At 51.0% G+C, this 16,273-nt stretch carries 15 protein-coding genes; 6 read left to right on the top strand and 9 right to left on the bottom strand.

Features of this window, described 5'->3' with window-relative positions; all coding sequences use genetic code 11:
• Positions 1–236 precede the first annotated feature (236 nt).
• Entirely contained in the window at positions 237–1,217 is a 981-nt protein-coding gene (locus HMY34_RS10175; protein WP_202715383.1) for a polysaccharide deacetylase family protein, read from the top strand.
• A gap of 145 nt (positions 1,218–1,362) precedes the next feature.
• Positions 1,363–3,027 carry a fibronectin type III domain-containing protein gene (locus HMY34_RS10170; protein ID WP_202715382.1) on the top strand — a complete coding sequence of 555 codons (1,665 nt, stop codon included), beginning with the start codon at positions 1,363–1,365 and terminating at the stop codon, positions 3,025–3,027.
• Between the two features lie 12 nt (positions 3,028–3,039).
• Here the strand turns inward: HMY34_RS10170 and HMY34_RS10165 are convergent, their stop codons facing one another.
• Genes HMY34_RS10165 through HMY34_RS10155 form a run of 3 tightly spaced genes read right to left on the bottom strand, consistent with a single transcriptional unit; the run spans position 3,040 to position 5,383 of the window.
• Positions 3,040–3,213 carry a hypothetical protein gene (locus HMY34_RS10165; protein ID WP_202715381.1) on the bottom strand — a complete coding sequence of 58 codons (174 nt, stop codon included), beginning with the start codon at positions 3,211–3,213 and terminating at the stop codon, positions 3,040–3,042.
• On the bottom strand, positions 3,191–4,141 hold the full coding sequence (locus HMY34_RS10160; protein ID WP_202715380.1) for a hypothetical protein: 951 nt from the start codon (positions 4,139–4,141) through the stop codon (positions 3,191–3,193). Before HMY34_RS10160 ends, HMY34_RS10165 begins: the two co-directional genes overlap by 23 nt.
• 39 nt (positions 4,142–4,180) lie before the next feature.
• Positions 4,181–5,383: an RtcB family protein gene (locus HMY34_RS10155; RefSeq protein ID WP_202715379.1), complete on the bottom strand. Its 1,203-nt coding sequence runs from the start codon at positions 5,381–5,383 to the stop codon at positions 4,181–4,183.
• Positions 5,384–5,688: 305 nt separating this feature from the next.
• On the opposite strand from HMY34_RS10155, the gene HMY34_RS10150 reads away from it, so the two are divergent.
• Complete coding sequence (locus tag HMY34_RS10150) at positions 5,689–7,017, top strand: Fic family protein (protein ID WP_202715378.1); 1,329 nt, start codon at positions 5,689–5,691, stop codon at positions 7,015–7,017.
• 70 nt (positions 7,018–7,087) lie between these two features.
• A complete protein-coding gene (locus tag HMY34_RS10145) occupies positions 7,088–7,258 on the top strand; it encodes a hypothetical protein (RefSeq protein WP_202715377.1) in 171 nt (56 codons plus the stop codon).
• On the opposite strand, the gene mog is transcribed toward HMY34_RS10145, so the two are convergent.
• The 5 genes from mog to HMY34_RS10120 form a co-directional block, all read right to left on the bottom strand.
• Positions 7,259–7,807 (bottom strand): molybdopterin adenylyltransferase, encoded by a 549-nt coding sequence (gene mog / locus HMY34_RS10140; RefSeq protein WP_202715376.1) that lies wholly within the window; start codon positions 7,805–7,807, stop codon positions 7,259–7,261.
• 83 nt (positions 7,808–7,890) lie between these two features.
• Complete coding sequence (locus HMY34_RS10135) at positions 7,891–8,343, bottom strand: sulfur globule family protein (protein ID WP_202715375.1); 453 nt, start codon at positions 8,341–8,343, stop codon at positions 7,891–7,893.
• 141 nt (positions 8,344–8,484) lie between these two features.
• Positions 8,485–9,411: a LysR family transcriptional regulator gene (locus tag HMY34_RS10130; RefSeq protein WP_202715374.1), complete on the bottom strand. Its 927-nt coding sequence runs from the start codon at positions 9,409–9,411 to the stop codon at positions 8,485–8,487.
• Positions 9,412–9,519: 108 nt separating this feature from the next.
• Positions 9,520–10,059 carry a hypothetical protein gene (locus HMY34_RS10125; protein WP_202715373.1) on the bottom strand — a complete coding sequence of 180 codons (540 nt, stop codon included), beginning with the start codon at positions 10,057–10,059 and terminating at the stop codon, positions 9,520–9,522.
• Entirely contained in the window at positions 10,053–10,751 is a 699-nt protein-coding gene (locus tag HMY34_RS10120; RefSeq protein ID WP_202715372.1) for an SDR family oxidoreductase, read from the bottom strand. The genes HMY34_RS10125 and HMY34_RS10120 overlap by 7 nt, the downstream gene beginning before the upstream one ends.
• Positions 10,752–10,945: 194 nt before the next feature.
• Between HMY34_RS10120 and HMY34_RS10115 the strand changes: the two genes are divergently transcribed.
• Entirely contained in the window at positions 10,946–12,106 is a 1,161-nt protein-coding gene (locus tag HMY34_RS10115; RefSeq protein ID WP_202715371.1) for a YncE family protein, read from the top strand.
• Positions 12,107–12,144: 38 nt separating this feature from the next.
• Positions 12,145–14,454, top strand: a complete 2,310-nt coding sequence (locus tag HMY34_RS10110; RefSeq protein ID WP_202715370.1) for a PKD domain-containing protein — start codon at positions 12,145–12,147, stop codon at positions 14,452–14,454.
• Here the strand turns inward: HMY34_RS10110 and HMY34_RS10105 are convergent.
• Positions 14,451–16,265, bottom strand: coding sequence for a tetratricopeptide repeat protein (locus tag HMY34_RS10105; RefSeq protein ID WP_202715369.1), 1,815 nt, complete (start codon positions 16,263–16,265; stop codon positions 14,451–14,453). The genes HMY34_RS10110 and HMY34_RS10105 overlap by 4 nt on opposite strands.
• Between the last annotated feature and the right edge of the window lie 8 nt (positions 16,266–16,273).

Below are 16,273 nucleotides of genomic sequence, written 5' to 3'. Positions count from 1 at the left end.
AATTCTTTTGTGTGCAATCACCATGTTTTTTCGACAAGGCGACGACTACGTGAGACGACTAGTGTGAGGATGAATATAATTTGCACTAAATAGTGTTTATATCCAAATATCACCAAAATCACTCACTTCATCAATACAGTAACCCCTGAATATTACTAATACCCTATCTTCACTTACACGTAATGTGATTTTGGTTTTACAAGCGTTTGTATAATAATTTTAGCTGGAGAAACAATGTGAAGGGTCTTTTTAACAAACTAGCAGTAATCTGTTTGTCAGCTATGCTTTTATCGGTTAATAGCCAAGCAGCAACCAATCAGCCGGGCATTGTTTTGACCTTCGATGACACCAGTGCGGCTCTTTGGCATAATTTTTTTGCAGGCAGGACGGATAATGTGCGTGCCACATTCTTCGTCAGTCAATGGCATACCTTGTCCACGGCACAGATACAGCAACTACGGGATTTGCAAAACCGAGGACATGAAATAGGTTGCCACAGCCGTAACCATATAGGGGTGGGGCAGTATCTTTTCGATCCCAATCGAACGTTGGAATATGTCAATACCGAAGTGATTCCAGCAATACGTAACATGAATAACGATGGATTCTATCCGATGAGCTTTTCCTATCCTTCTGGGGAACGGAATGAAAATTACGACGCTGTTATCAGACCTTATTTGCCTTATTTACGCACAACTTATTATGACTCAAGTCGATCATTTGCCCAAACTGAGCAAATCTACCACAACAGTGATAAGGTATACGCTGTCCTTGCTGGGGCGAGCCTTGATAACCGCTATGGTGTTACGATCGCAGAAATTGAGCAAGCGCTAATTCGCGCAAAAAATAATAATGAAGTCATTACTTTATACGGGCATTATATATTTGATGATAGATCGTTGGATGCAGATTCTACCTATGCGATACGTGCCAGCAAGTTGAACCAGATCATTGCGATAGCCCAACGATTGGGACTGAAGTTTTACACGTTTCATGAAGCTTTTGAAATTCCTAACCAACCACCGTCCCCCTCGGTTTCTCCATTAAATAGCAGTAATAATACTGGCACGACTCCTTCAAATAGTCTTTCTAGCGTACCACCTGAAGTCATTCCACAAACCAATAATAACGGTGGCGGCGGTGGCAGTTTCCCTCTCAGTTATCTAATGCTTACTTTTGTCTTAATGCTTCGTCAGTCATTTAGAGCAAAACCATAACCACTTAACGGCAGATCGCTACGTCCTGTCTCTCGGAGAGTAGATAAGCAGAATCTACGCTTATCTTCATGGAAAGATCATTATTTTTATCTATTGCTTATTTAATGATGATTCCAAATTTTCTATCAATGTAAGGTACTAAGCTATGAGAAATTTTTTCAAAAAATGGATCGTAATCTATTGGTTAGCTGTTGTATTTGGCACCAGTGTCCAAGCAGCAACCAATCAACCGGGCGTCGTATTAACCTTTGATGACACCAGTACGGGGCTTTGGCATAATTTTTTTGCAAACAGGACTGATAATGTACGCGCCACGTTCTTTGTAACCAAGTGGCATGAGTTATCCCGTCCTACCCAGATCGACCAACTACGGGATTTGCAAAACAAGGGGCATGAAATAGGTTGCCACAGTTATGACCATACCGGCGTGGGTGAGTTTTTGTTTAATCCTAGTCGGACGCAGGAATACGTGAATACTCAAGTCATCCCCGCCATACAAAATATGCAAGCTGATGGCTTCGATCCGGTTAGTTTTTCATACCCATCCGGTGAGCGCGACGAAAACTATGACGCGGCTATCAGACAGTACCTTCCTTATTTGCGCACAACTTTTTACGATGCGGGCAAACAACTGGCGCAAATGGATGAAATCTACCATAACAGCGACAAAACCTATGGCGTTCTGGAAGGGGAAAGCCTTGATAATCGCTATGGACGCACTGTGGCAGAAATAGAACAAGCACTGATTCGTGCAAAAAATAACAATGAAATTATTACCTTGTATGGTCATTATATCTTTGACGATACCTCACCGGATGCAGATTCCCAGTATGCGATTCGTGCCAGCAAACTGAATCAAATTATTGATATTGCAAAAGGTTTAGGGTTGAAGTTTTATACGTTTAAGGAAGCTTATGATCTTACCAATGGCGTCATTACGCCCCCGCTTGCTCCGACTAGTCTGACAGCAACTGCCCTCTCCAACAGTCAAGTACGCCTAAACTGGGTGGATGCCAGTAGTGATGAAACGGGCTTCAAGATTGAACGCTGCCAAGGTGCAACCTGTACTGGCTTTGCTGAGGTCGGCACGGTTTCTGCCAATGGCATTACCTTTAGTGACAGTAATCTTGTGAGTAACACCAGCTACCGTTACCGGATACGCGCCTACCGAGGAACGAATCACTCCGGCTATTCCAGCACTGTGACCACTGCGACACTAGCTGCACCGTCTTTGTTGGCTGCCCCAACTAGCCTGACAGCAACCGCCCTCTCCAGCAGCCAAGTACGCCTAAATTGGGTAGATACCAGCAGCAATGAAACCGGCTTTAAGATTGAGCGCTGCCTCAATGCGGCTTGTACTAACTTTACAGTGATCAAAACGACGGGGGCGAATATTGTCCAGTTTACCAATACCAATTTACAGGCAAATAAAAACTACCGTTATCGAATTCGTGCTTACCGAGGAACCGTTTATTCTGATTATTCCAATACGGTAGATATAACCGTATCCACACCCTCAACCGCGATTGCTGCACCTGCCAATTTGACTGCAACGGTACTTGCTGGCAATAAGGTGCGTTTAAATTGGATAGATGCCAGCAACAATGAAACAGGGTTCAAGGTGGAACGTTGCCTAAAAGCGGGTTGCACCAGCTTTGAATTTTTAGGTAGCGTCGCGGCAAATGCAGTGAGCTTTACCGATAGTGACTCCACACTGGAGAGTGGCGAGAGCTACCGTTATCGCGTGCGGGCTTACCAGACCAACGGCACTTATTCCGCCTATAGCAACATTATCGCACTAAATATGTGATGTTTTGAGCCACTATGCGGCTTGCTCAAGGTAGGCACTTTCAGTGCCTACCTTGTTGACCAGTTTACGCAACTGGCGTTTGTCTTCCTGCCGTTTGGCAGACTGGCTTTTTTCGTGAACCCCACCCCGATTGACGAATAAGTGGTGGGCGACGGGATTGCGCTTACGCGGCTGCTTTTTTGCCATGAGATTGCTCCTGTGTTGGCAGTTTGAACCATTGTGCTTTACCGTGGCGTTGCAGGTAATGCAGATAACGGACAGGTTTAAGGAAGTCCGGCGCTTCGCTGGTTGGGACGAAGCAAAACTTTTTCGGCAATTCGGTGTACAAATAACGCGGCGGCTTGCCGAGGTGGTAGTAACGCTCGATACCTTTGAGGCGATTACCCGTGTCATAACTGTGGTAAAACACGTCGCGGATACCCAGTTCGCGGCGAATGAAGCACAGTGCCGCCGTCAACATCGCTTCATCCCACACCTTGGCGTAAGGACGTAATACCTCGCGGTATTGCTGCATCTTGTCCTCGCCGTACAGACAGTTTTGGTAGCTATCCGCTGCACCTTTGACCCAATCGGACTGGATTTCTTCGATCAGCGCCTGATTGCTGGCAAAATCCAGATCAATTCGCGCCCAAGCTAGTGTTTCCAGCGTGCCATCCTTGCACACCGGATGCCCGTGGTAGGAAAACGGGGCAACATCGTCCGCGCCAACCAGCGTTTTGAGGTGCTGGTGGTGGTCGTTGGCAAAATTCAGTTGCAGTACCAAGTCGTAACCCGTGCGGCAGGTCTGTTTCCAATGGCGGTCGGTTTTGTCGTCTGTACCCCATTCATCCAATGTGAGGATGAAATTCAGCGGTTTGTGGTCGCGGTATTGGGCAATAACCGCTTCCAAATGCCACGGTTCTAGCTGCCCTTTGCCCGCTAACGCCAAGGCTTCGGTGACAATCGGTTTGGTTAGCAATTTGGCATAAGGAGAGCGGCGCAATGCCGCAATCCCCATGCCGTTGCCGATATAATCCTTGAGCAATTGCAGTGCGTAGCTGTCCGGTGCGTAGCGGAACACCGTGCGGTTGCCGCTTAAGCATTCGCGGATCAGTTCAACTTGGGTTTTTTCCATTGGTTGCTCCTTGAAGAGGGCGTATGCAATACGCCCCTACTAACCTTTCACGCAAATGACTTGTTTCAACGTATGTACGACCTCGACCAGATCGCTTTGGTTCTGCATCACCACGTCGATGTCCTTGTACGCGCCGGGAATTTCATCAACCACGCCTTTATCCTTGCGGCATTCGATGCCCTTGGTCTGGGCTTCCAGATCGAGGGTGTTGAAACGCCGTTTGGCTTCGGTGCGGCTCATGCGTCGCCCTGCGCCGTGCGAACAGGAACAGAACGATTGCGCATTGCCTAAGCCGCGCACGATGTACGATTTCGCCCCCATGCTGCCGGGAATAATGCCGAGCTGCCCCAACTGCGCACTGATTGCGCCCTTGCGAGTCAGGTAAACTTCCGCGCCGAAGTGCGTTTCCTTTTGCACGTAATTGTGGTGGCAGTTGATCGCTTCACGAGTGGTGGTAAACGCGGGCAAGGCTTTGCTGCGTTGCAACGCATCTAATACCAAGCGCATCATTTCGCGGCGATTGACCATGGCGTAATCCTGCGCCCAACCGACGGCTTCCACGTAATCATCGAAATGCTGTGTGCCTTCGGTGAAGTAGGCGAGGTCTTTGTCCGGCAATTGACCGAGTTCCCGCCCCACATCCTTTTTGGCTTTTTCGATGAAATAACGCCCGATGGCATTGCCAACCCCGCGACTGCCGGAATGCAGCATCACCCACACGTCGTCACTTTCGTCGATGCACAGTTCGATAAAATGGTTGCCGCCACCGAGTGTGCCGAGTTGCTTGCCCCATTGGCGGTGAAAGTTTTTCAACATTTTCACCAGTCCGGGGTGCTTGTCGGTAATCACATCCAGATGCTTACCCATATTATTGAGCGTCGCACCGTTGAGGCTGGGGCGCTCGTGTTCATCGAAACCGGTAGGCACGCGCTGTTCAATCGCCGTGCGAATGTTGTACAAGTTATCCGGCAAGTCGTGGGCTTTGAGCGATAAACGTACCGCGTTCATTCCACAACCAATATCCACGCCGACGGCAGCGGGAATAATCGCGCCACGGGTGGGAATCACCGAACCCACGGTCGCACCAATGCCATGATGCACGTCTGGCATCGCCGCAATGTGGCTGTGGATGAAGGGCAGTTGCGATAGGTTTCCCAATTGTGTCAGCGAACCGCTATCCACGTCGTCAGTAAAAATCTTGACCGGAACCTTGCCCTTATTGAGCATAAAACTGATAGGCATAAAAAAACCCCGTTGGTTTTTAGGCCATCCGGGGTTTTCGACATGCTGTACACGAAGCACCGCATTCTTACACCGGATGACTGACATCAGTCCCCCGGCACAAGCGCGGGAGACACTAGTTGATTGAATTGCTCCGTATATGTCCATTCAGCATGTTGGGTGTCTCCATAAAATAAGGTTGATAATGGTGAGAAAGTGTAGCGGTAAGCTTGCAAATGTCAAGGAAAAATAAATGGCGGATAACTTGACCGCCAAGCCCAATATGGCGGATATTCCTCACATATCAGACAAAAATGGCGGATAATATGACCGATAACACCGAAAGACTCCTGAAAATCCTGAAAAAGCTCGACAAACCCGCCGCCATTTCGGAGATTTTGCCGCATTTAGACATCACCGAGCGCACTCTACACCGCTGGCTGGCTCAAGCCGTTACGTCAGGGCAGGTTCAAGCAAGCGGCACAAAACGCGGACGACGCTACACCGTCGCGGAAATGGCTGAAACCAACCTTCACCCGTACTTTTCCGCCACGGCACTGCAATTGTTGCACCAAATCCGGCAACCGCTGATTACCCGCGAACCTTGTACCTACCGCCCCGAATGGCTGGCGGCTTACCAACCCAACCAAACGTTTTACCTCACTGCCAGACAACGCGAGATTTTGCTGCAACAAGGGCAACAACTGCGCGTGGAATTACCGGCGGGTACGTATGCCCAGCGTATTTTCAACCGTTTATTGATTGACTTGTCCTACAACTCTTCGCGGCTGGAAGGCAACACGTATTCGCTGCTGGATACGCAAAAATTGCTACTGGAAGGCATGGCGGCTGACAATAAGCTGGATGCAGAAAAAATCATGCTGCTGAATCACAAAGATGCAATCCGTTTTTTAGTGGACGGTATTCAGCGGCTCGACATTACGCAAGATAATATTCGTTCCCTGCATTACCTATTGGCAGATGGTTTGGTAACGACGGGTGCAGCAGGGCAAATACGGCAAGATTCCGTGCGCATTTCTGCCAGTACCTACCTGCCAATCGACAATCAAACCCGTTTAGCACAACAACTCACCGCGATTACCACGACAGCGCAAGCGATCCATGACCCGTTTGAGCAGAGTTTTTTCCTGCTGGTTCACATTGCTTATTTGCAGGCTTTTATTGATGTGAATAAACGCACTTCGCGCTTAGCGTGCAATATTCCGCTGGTACGCCACAACCTTGTGCCACTGTCGTTTAACGATATGGATAAGGATGATTACGCCAGTGCCGTACTGGTGACGTATGAACGCAATGATGTCACGCCGCTGGCAGAACTGTATGTCAGTTCGTATTTACGCTCGTGTAAATTGTACAGTGTCACCGTGGAGGCGATGGGCATCGACCCGTTGCGTGTGCAATACCGTCCCGCACGACGCGAACTGATTCGCGCGATTGTGCAGCAATTCCTGCACAGTGATGCGCTGGCAACGCATATTCAAACGTATACAGAAACGCATATTCCGCCCGAACATCGGGAGAAATTCGCGGCAGATTTGCACGCGGATCTCGCCAATCTTGCACCGTTTAGCATTGCGGGAATGGGCTTCTCGGTGCGGGAATTGGAGGCTTGGTTGCTGGGTTGTGAGACGTGACTGTTTGGGATGTCTTCATACAAGCTTTGCTATAGTGGCTTAATCAATAATAACAATAAGGCAACACCTCATGGCACAGACAGAAAGAGCAACGCGCCGCCGCAAAAAATCGGCCCGCACTAGCATTGAACCCTTCATCAAAGGCATCATTGCATGGGTTGGCACTTTAGCCATTTTAGGCGGGCTGGGGATTATCGTGAACGGTATTACCAGTTTATACACGCTGGCATTAGCGGGCTAATCAACGCGGTTTGGCATGAGCGGGGCGAAACGCTTTGCACTGTTCCGGGTCAGCTTCCAGATACGCCGCTTCGATCAAATCCAAGCAATACGGAATTGCCGGGAATACCGCTTGCAAGCAATCATCAATCGCCGACGGTTTACCCGGCAAATTCACGATCAAACTGCGCCCGCGAATACCCGCCGTTTGCCGTGACAGAATGGCGGTTGGCACAAACTTTAACGAAGCCGTGCGCATTAACTCGCCGAAACCGGGCATCATTTTACTGCACACCGCTTCCGTCGCTTCCGGCGTCACGTCACGTAACGCAGGCCCCGTGCCGCCGGTCGTCACGATCAAACCACAGCCTTCGACATCACTCAATTCACGCAATGCCGCTTCAATGTCAGGCTGTTCATCAGGAATGACCCGCGCCACCGCTTCCCACGGGCTGGTCAACACGCGGCTAAACCACGCATGAATCGCCGGGCCGCCTTTGTCTTCGTATTCACCGCGACTGGCACGGTCGGAAATCGTCAAAATACCAATGCGGGCAATCGCTTGTGTCATCGTATCCATTCCTAATTTGAGGCGGGTAAAACGCAAAAAGGCACCCCGAAGGATGCCTTTTCATTCAGCGTAAATGCTGAAAATTACTTTGCTACAGTCGGTGCAACCGGTGCAGTCGCTTGTGGCATAGTGGGCATCATGGGTGCAGCCATTGGGGTGCTGCCTGCTTTGCTGCTAGAAGCATTGCCAGAGAAGTTACGGTTTTGTTCAGTGTAACCATAACCATTGCCCGCAGTATACCAGTCACCGTTGCCTTTACCATTAGCCGCCATGTCGGTATCCAGATTGGTTTTGCCTTTGCCTTTGAAAGTCAGGCTGAAATCCACTTCACCATCGGCATCACCTTTACCACGACCCCAGCCATTCAGATCACCCTTACCAGTGCCGTAGCCAGTCGCGTCAGCAGCCGTTGAACCAGTGCCATTGCCAGACGTATTGCCTGCCGCAGAACCGTTGTCGAAACCGTCAAAGAATTCAGCAGAAGCAGCACCAGAGATAGCGATCAATGCGGCGAAAGCAATAGCGTGTAATTTCATGTGTGTATTTCCTAGCGTTAGTTTTACGTTTTTGATAAATTTCAATTTAGAGAATTATAATATTAGAAATTTCTAACGTAAAGTACCATTAGCTACTTTTAGCGACCACTTATCCGAGGGTGAACCCTTGGCGAAAAACACTCAAGCTTTTGCCAACTTGACCCGCTCCATCACCCCGCTGACGGCTGCTTCCAATTGATTGCGTACCCACTGGTGCGCGGGGTCGCCTTGATGACGCTTGTGCCACAGCATAAACATAAATACCGACGGCAAATTGAACGGTGGAATGCTGGATGAAAATCCCGATAATGCTCCCATCCGCAACATTCCCGGCGCAATCGCCAACAAGTCACTGCCACGCATAAAACTCGCCATGTCGGAAAAGTTAGGGACACGAATCGCCACTTGCTGTTCCAATTCCCGCGCAATCGGTGCCGCCAATGGCACTACGCGCTGCCCATCGACCAAATTCAAGCCAACGTAACGCGCATTGCGGAAATCTGCCAAGGTGCGCGGGGCTTGACGTGCATTGCCATCAAAGAAACAACGCGGCTGATCAATGAAGAGGCGTTTATAAAGAATGTCTGTCCCCTCCGGCGCAACCGGCGATAGCAGCAAATCCGCTTTGCCAGTGCGCAATAATTCCAGCGACGGGTATTCCGAAATCAGGGTGCGCAACGAAAATTCTTTGGTTTCGCTGGCGACTTGCCGGTACAGCTCTGGCAGGATCAGATCACGCTGAAAATCGTTCGTGCCGACGGTGAAATGCAGCGCCGTCTGTTTGGGTTTGAACACCTGTTCGGCAGTCAATTGCTGCATGTCCGCCAACACCAAGCGCATTCGTTCGCCGAGGCTTTCCGCACGCGCCGTAGCGACAATTTCTTGCCCACCGGTACGCACAAATAAGGGGTCATGAAATACCGAGCGCAATTTGGTGAGGCAATTACCAATAACCGTTTTGGTAATCCCCAACTTATCGGCAGCACTGGCAAGCGACCCCTGTTCCAATACGGTCAGGAAAACATGCATCGAATAGCCATCTAAGGCGAGGTAGTCGTGATCTTTCATGCTAATGATGTTAGCAGCTTGTTTTTATTTATAAAAATATATAAAAACTTTTTTGTAATTAGTTTTTTTGTGGTCAATAGCCAACGGTCAGCTAAAAAGCACCCTATGTCAGAAAAATGCCAAGATCAGCAACACCAAACCGACCAAGATCAGCAATAAAACAAATAACAACGATAAAAAGCCCAGAATAAGCGATAGCGGGTTGACCAACGTACCAATGCTGATATACGAACCCAGCAACTCCCGCGCTTCGGTTGCCAGCGAACCAATGCTCCACAAACTCTTTGCGGAACTAAGAAAGCTCAGTTTTTTCACTTGCCCAGCGCGGATGCCTTGCACCGTTTCCTGAATCTCCCCTTTGGCATCGGTCATCATGCGCCCGGCGATATTTGGTAAATCTTTAAGCTCTTCCAACGCCCACCAAAAGCGCAGCAAAATCAGCAGCGGCAGCAATACCACGCCCGCCACAATCAGCGCACTGGTCAACGACAGCCCTTTGAGGAAAAACAGCCAGATAAAAATCCACACATCCAGCCCCACGCCCAACAAGGCGGCAAAGCGCACCTTGTCAGACACGCTATCCACCAACGGCAACAAGCGTTCAAAAATGGTGAGCAGGCGTTGCTGCTTGTCCGACGTTGCTACCACGCGATCGTACTGCCATCAATATCAATCAAACGCCCCGAATCCGCCAAAGTCACGGTTGCCAAATTGCGTTTCAACGCGGTAACAGATTCTTCCACCGACAGCTCACCGTTAGGGCCGCCCATGTCGGTGCGTACCCAACCCGGATGCAGCAATACCACGCTAATGCCTTTACGTGCCAAATCGTGCGCCGCACTTTTGTTGACCATATTCAACGCGGCTTTGCTGGAGCGGTAGACGTAACTGCCGCCAGAGGTATTGTCGGTAATACTGCCCATTTTGCTGCTCATATTGGCAATGATTTTGCGCTCGCTTAAGGCAACATTGGCAGCGAAATCTTGCATCATCAGCATCGGGGTGATGACGTTGATGTTCAGCACATCCAGCCATTCATCGGCTTGGCATTGCCCGAAACCTTGCGTGCTCCAACTGCCCGATACGCCCGCACTGTTGAACAGAATGTCGATGGGCTGACCTTTGAGTTGCGCCGCAAGTGCCATGCGCTGTGCGGCGTTGGTGACATCCAGCAAATACACCGTGACTTTACCCGCAGATGCAGCAGCCAATTTATTCAAATCGTGTGCATTTTCGGGGGAACGGCAGCAAGCCAAAACATTCCAGCCATCAGCGGCGTATTGACGAACCAGTTCCAAACCAATGCCGCGATTGGCACCTGTAATCATAATTGTAGGCATGTAACGCTTCCTTCTAGTGGGGTGAAACGATTATAGCAGGGTCGTTAAAGATTGTGGGAAATCGCACGATCAGCAGTTTAATTTATGATGTTAATTTATCAAGCTAATTAGGTTATGATGGGCTCTACGTTTTCACCGACGATAATCACTAATAAAAAGATGGGGTTTACATGCTTGCAAGCAAGATCATTCCAATGCTACTGATGTCTAGCGTACTGGTCGCGTGTGGTGGCGGAACCGGCGCGTCGCTTTCCACAACGACCACAACGACGACCACCACCCCAACGGGTAGCAACAGCAATACCACAACGAATAACAATACCGGCACTTCCACCGCAACAACCGGGGGTTCATCCACGGCAACGGGCAATACCACGACCAGTGGCGCACGTTTGCTAACCCGCAATGTGGTGGATGCGGCTTACAGCGATGCGTTGGAACGCTTAATCACGGTCAGCTCTTTGCCTGATAATGCGCTCACGCTTATTAACCCCGCAACCGGCGAACAACAAGCGGTAGTCTTGACACTTACCCCGACCAGCGTAGCCATCAGCCCGGATGGAAAAACCGCCGTGGTAGGGCACAATAACGCGGTAACGCAGGTAAATTTGCAAACCGCCAGCGTGATGAATTTATACAATAATCTCAATATGAGCGTTTTCGATCTCTCGCTGGATGCCCAAGGCATTGCTTACGCCACTCCCAAAACCAATGAAATAGCGGGCGCACTAAAATCCATCAATTTAAACACAGGGCTAGTCACCGCCAGTCTCTCCCTGGTGCAAGCGGGCAGTTTTTACCTGCAACTTGCGCCCAGTCTGAAGGCGCTTTACCTGCTTGATAAAGGCGCACAGCCGGTGGATTTGGCCAAAGCCGATGCCAGCATTACCCCTCCGGCTTGGCTATACGATTCCCCGTATAACGGCGATCACGACATCGGCGGTGCCACTGGCAAAGGGCTGTGGCTTACTGAAGATGATGCTTACCTTTTGACGGCGGGCGAAACCTTATTCCGCACCGCTAATACCCAAGACCAAGACATGCTGTATCAGCGCAGCCTGTCAGACAACGATAATGATCCGACGACCACGCTATTGCACGCGGATCATTCACAGGAAGCGGGAAAGTTCGTGGTGATATTGGATAAGGGGATAGCCGGTGTTAACACCGATTACCGTCTGAAAACCTACACCGCACCCCAATTGGTCGTTAGCGACGAGCAAAAGCTCAGCACGATGAATTTAAATAACAGCGGCAATCCCGTGATTCCACAATTTGTATTTTTCAATAGCGATGGCAGCAAACGCTATGCGCTGCTGAAACAAGGCACGGAAACTTACTTACTCACATTCTAATGATTGTTTTTCGTATGCATTAATAATAGGGGCTATTCATGAAAACCACACATATCTTGCCTGCACTGGTGGCAGGCACACTTTTAAGCGCGTGCGGCGGCACGACCACGTCCACCACCACCACGGGCGGCACGAGCACGCCGATTATTACCGATAACGGCGCGAACACCACCCCGAACACCGAAAGCAACAAACTGGCGGATGCCAGCAGCGTTTACACCGGCAGCCGGGCGTTGGCATTGCTGGATACCGTCAACAGCATGGCATTTGTCAATCTGGTGTTAGGCACCGAAAACATCAATGACAATATCACCGCCCCGCCCGGAACTGCCGCGCGTTCCGCCACTGTCAGCACGGCGCAAGCCAATTTATTGCAATCTCAACGCCTGTTGTCGGCACTGGCAGCACAACAAATTACCGCGCAAGGCTATCAAGCTCGCGGCGTCAACAGCAGTGATACCTGCCCCGGTGGTGGTACTGCCACAGTCACAGGGGATGTGGATGACACCACCTTCACCGGCACACTACAAGTGCTCTATAACCAATGCAAAAGTGAAAATGTCGTCACCAACGGCAGCGCCATGCTGGTTATCCACGCCTTCAATATCGCCTACCGCACCCCAACATCCTACACCGTCAGCATGAAAGGCTTAAGCGTTCGCGTCGATGATGCACCTTATACAATAACCGGTACATTACGCACTGACCTAAACCTTGCGACGGGGCAAAGCACGTTGCTGATGAATCAATACCAACTCAATCTCGGCAAAGGCAATCAAAAACAACAACTGGCCGAAGCGGTGAAAATGAACGTGGACAGCAGCGGCTACACCGACATCACCGGCAAATTCTGCGAAGGCGTACAAGGCTGCGTCACCGCCAGCACGCTTAAACCGTTGATGTTTGCCGCCGATGGCGTGCCACTCTCAGGCGAACTAGCATTGACCGGTGCAGCCAGCAGCAACGTGCAGGTCATTGCGCAAGGTTACGACACCGCCACCCCACCACAACGCAAATTGCAGGTTAATCTGGACAGCAATGGCGACGGCGTGTACGAATCTCCCTCCATCCGCAACGAATCCGTGCTGAAAAACTTCCCCGTCAACACCAATGCTGCCCCCACCGCCGTCGCAACCCTGCCAATTGCCACCACCCTGGGGGCAACGCTCATGTTAGATGGCAGCAAAACCACTGACCCCGAAGGCGATTTCCTCACCTACCACTGGACGCTGGAAGCTGCGCCAACCGACAGCAGCGCCGTGGTGGTAGCTGCCGACAGCATTACCGCCAGTTTTACACCCGACAAACAAGGCACGTATACCGTTAGCCTGAAAGCGACCGACGTACTTGGCAATACCCACGTAACCAGCAGCAACCTGACAGTGATGGCAGCGGCTAACCCCTTGAATGGCAATACACTCGATGCTGCTTACAGCGATGCGTTAGATCAACTGATTACGGTCAGCAGCCAACCCCGCAATGCATTGAACATCATTCACCCCAACAGTGGCAGGCAGCAAACGGTAGCGTTGCCATTCGTACCCACCAGTCTTGCCATTAGCCCAGACGGTGAAACCGCCGTGGTTGGGCATAACGGTGCGATTACCCACGTCGATTTAGCTCACGCTGAAATCTTGGATGTCCACGAAGATTTGGGCATTAACGTGTTTGATATTGCGCTAGGCAATAATGGCAAAGCCTATGCCACTCCGCCAGCCAGCCTGAGATGGAGCTATTTGTACGCGATTGATCTTGCCAGCGGCAGCGTGCAAGAAGACGGCGGCACACAACGCTTGTTCGGTGGCGCACACCTGCAAGCCGTGCCGAGCTTGAGAGCGGTTTACACCTTGGATACCGATTTCGCGAAAAATGATCTGAACCGCTACGACACTAGCGCGGCACAACCGATGTGGTTACATGATTCGCCATACTACGGGCAACACGATGTGGGTGGAGCCAATAGCAACCTGTGGAGCACGGATGATGGCATGTATTTGCTGACCGCTGGCGGCAGCCTGTTCCAAACAGCGGCGCAGGTCGAAGCGGATATGCATTACCAACGGAGCGTCGCGGATGACGATGGCAAACCGGCCACGTATTTATTGCACGCCGACCATTCGCAAAAAGCCGCGAAATTTGTCGCGATTGAAGCGGCATCTGACAGCTACCGCTTAAAGACGTACACCACGCCCTTGCTGAATCTCGACAATAGCTTAGTGCTGCAAGGCTTGAGCATTGATGGCAGCAGCGCGATGGTCAAACCGAGCTTTGTGTTTTTCAATGCCGAAGGCACGGAACGTTACAGCGTGCTGGAACAAGCTGGCAAAAGTTACGTGATGGCATTCTAATCGGTTGAACACTGAAAGGCGGCAAGCTGCGCTTCACACGCGCTGATCTTGCCGCCCGGTAAGGGCAACGCATCTTGCAAAATGGCACAAGCGGCCTGTTTTCCCCCGACAATGCCGTATTCGGCTTCTAGCAATACCAATGTCTCAATGACTTTATTGGTATTGCAATCGCGTTTTCTATCCGCACTGAGCGCCGCTTGGTAAGTGTCGGCGGCTTTGCTGTAAGCCCCTTCTGCAAAATAACGATCCGCCAGCGCGAGGTAAAATTGCTTGTCGAGCAGCACTTTATTGGCGGGGTTGAGCGTGCGGGCAACGTCACAAGCGGCATGATTGATGGCGCTTGGTAGCGTTTCCAGCGGGGCAGACCATGCGTGTGCAATACACAGGTTATTTTGAATCCAATCAATGCGCGGATTGAGGCTGACGGCTTGGGTCAGCGCCCGTTGCGCTTCCTCAACACTGCGTAACGGCGGATCGGTATTCATCAGCAATATGCCAAGATTCGCCCAAGCAAACGCATTGCCGCAGTTTTGCTGGATGGCTTGCGCGTACTTTTCCACCGCCTGTAACGGGCGGTTATTGTTGTAGAGCAAGGTGGCATCGCCTTCGGTGCGGTTAGACGTCAATATCGCCTCGGATTTGGCAGCGGGCTGGGCTTCACAATCGGCTTGCAAGGCTTTGACCGACGGTAATGTCAGGGTTTGCGCTGCTGAAGTCACACGCATCATGCTGCGCATCGTCAAGCTATCCGCTTGAAACGCCTTAGCATCCGGCAAAGCGGGGTAAGCCAGCGGTGCGGCAGCCGCTGCTGGCATGGGTGCGGGCAGGCTCAGGGAGAGATTCGCCACTTCCGGCACGACCGGCGCTTGGCATACCTTGGTATTGGCGTAATCCGGGCATAACAGCCGGGTTTTATCCAATGCATTACCGGTAATTTGCGCGAGGATATGGCGCAAGGTGTCATTGTTACTCGTGAAACGCTGAGTACGGGTGGCGTGCAATTCGTCCAACAATGCGCCAAGGCTTGCCGGTGTCAGTTGTGCACTTTGCAGGCGTGTACAGTAGTCAAATAACGCAGCGAGTTGGCTCTCGGTGTGTTCGTTGGCCTCGGCTTCACCGCTGCAATAGTAATACAGGTTGTGGCTTTCCGAGGCGACGCTTAACAAGCGGTGACGGCTTTCGCGCAACATGTCGCGGAGCAAATCCATATTGAGTGCATTCGGGTCGCGAGTGCCAAGCTCACGCTCAAAACTGAACATGCGCCCTTCCAATTCCACTTGCAGGAACAGCTTGCCCTGATCTTGGTAAACCGAGCCGGTGATATTGCGCCGCCCAAAGATACTGGCGATGAATTCCACCACATCATTGATGGAAATGCCGGTTTCGGGCAATTTGATCGCCGCACCGAGCAGGTAATCGTCGGTCTTGCCGGTCACTGCCTCGATATTCACTTTGCCATTGCGACTGTTGCGTTGCACCGTGGTGTAAATATCGGCTTCTGCCAGCAATAGCTCTTGCTTGAGCGTATTCGCAATAACCCGTCCGGCATCGGCGTGGCGATCGGTCATGCTTTTGGGAACGGCAAACGGCTTCACCAGCACCAATTGCGCACTTTGCAACGCCTGATAGACCACCAACAATACAATCAACAGCAGCCCTAAGGTCGCAAACAGGCGTAAAAATCCCATAATGCGTTCGGTCAATAAGCGCATGACATCAACCGAACGCAGCAACAGGGCTTGCGTGGCATTGCGCCAAGCTTGTAAGCGTGCACGCCACGCCGCTACAGGGGGATTCGCTGGTTCAGTCATAATGGCCC

It is taken from the genome of Thiothrix subterranea (genome assembly GCF_016772315.1).
In the GTDB taxonomy this organism is placed as follows: Bacteria; Pseudomonadota; Gammaproteobacteria; order Thiotrichales; family Thiotrichaceae; genus Thiothrix; species Thiothrix subterranea.
Note: the sequence above shows the minus strand (reverse complement) of the source record. Positions and strands in the feature narration are given on the sequence as shown.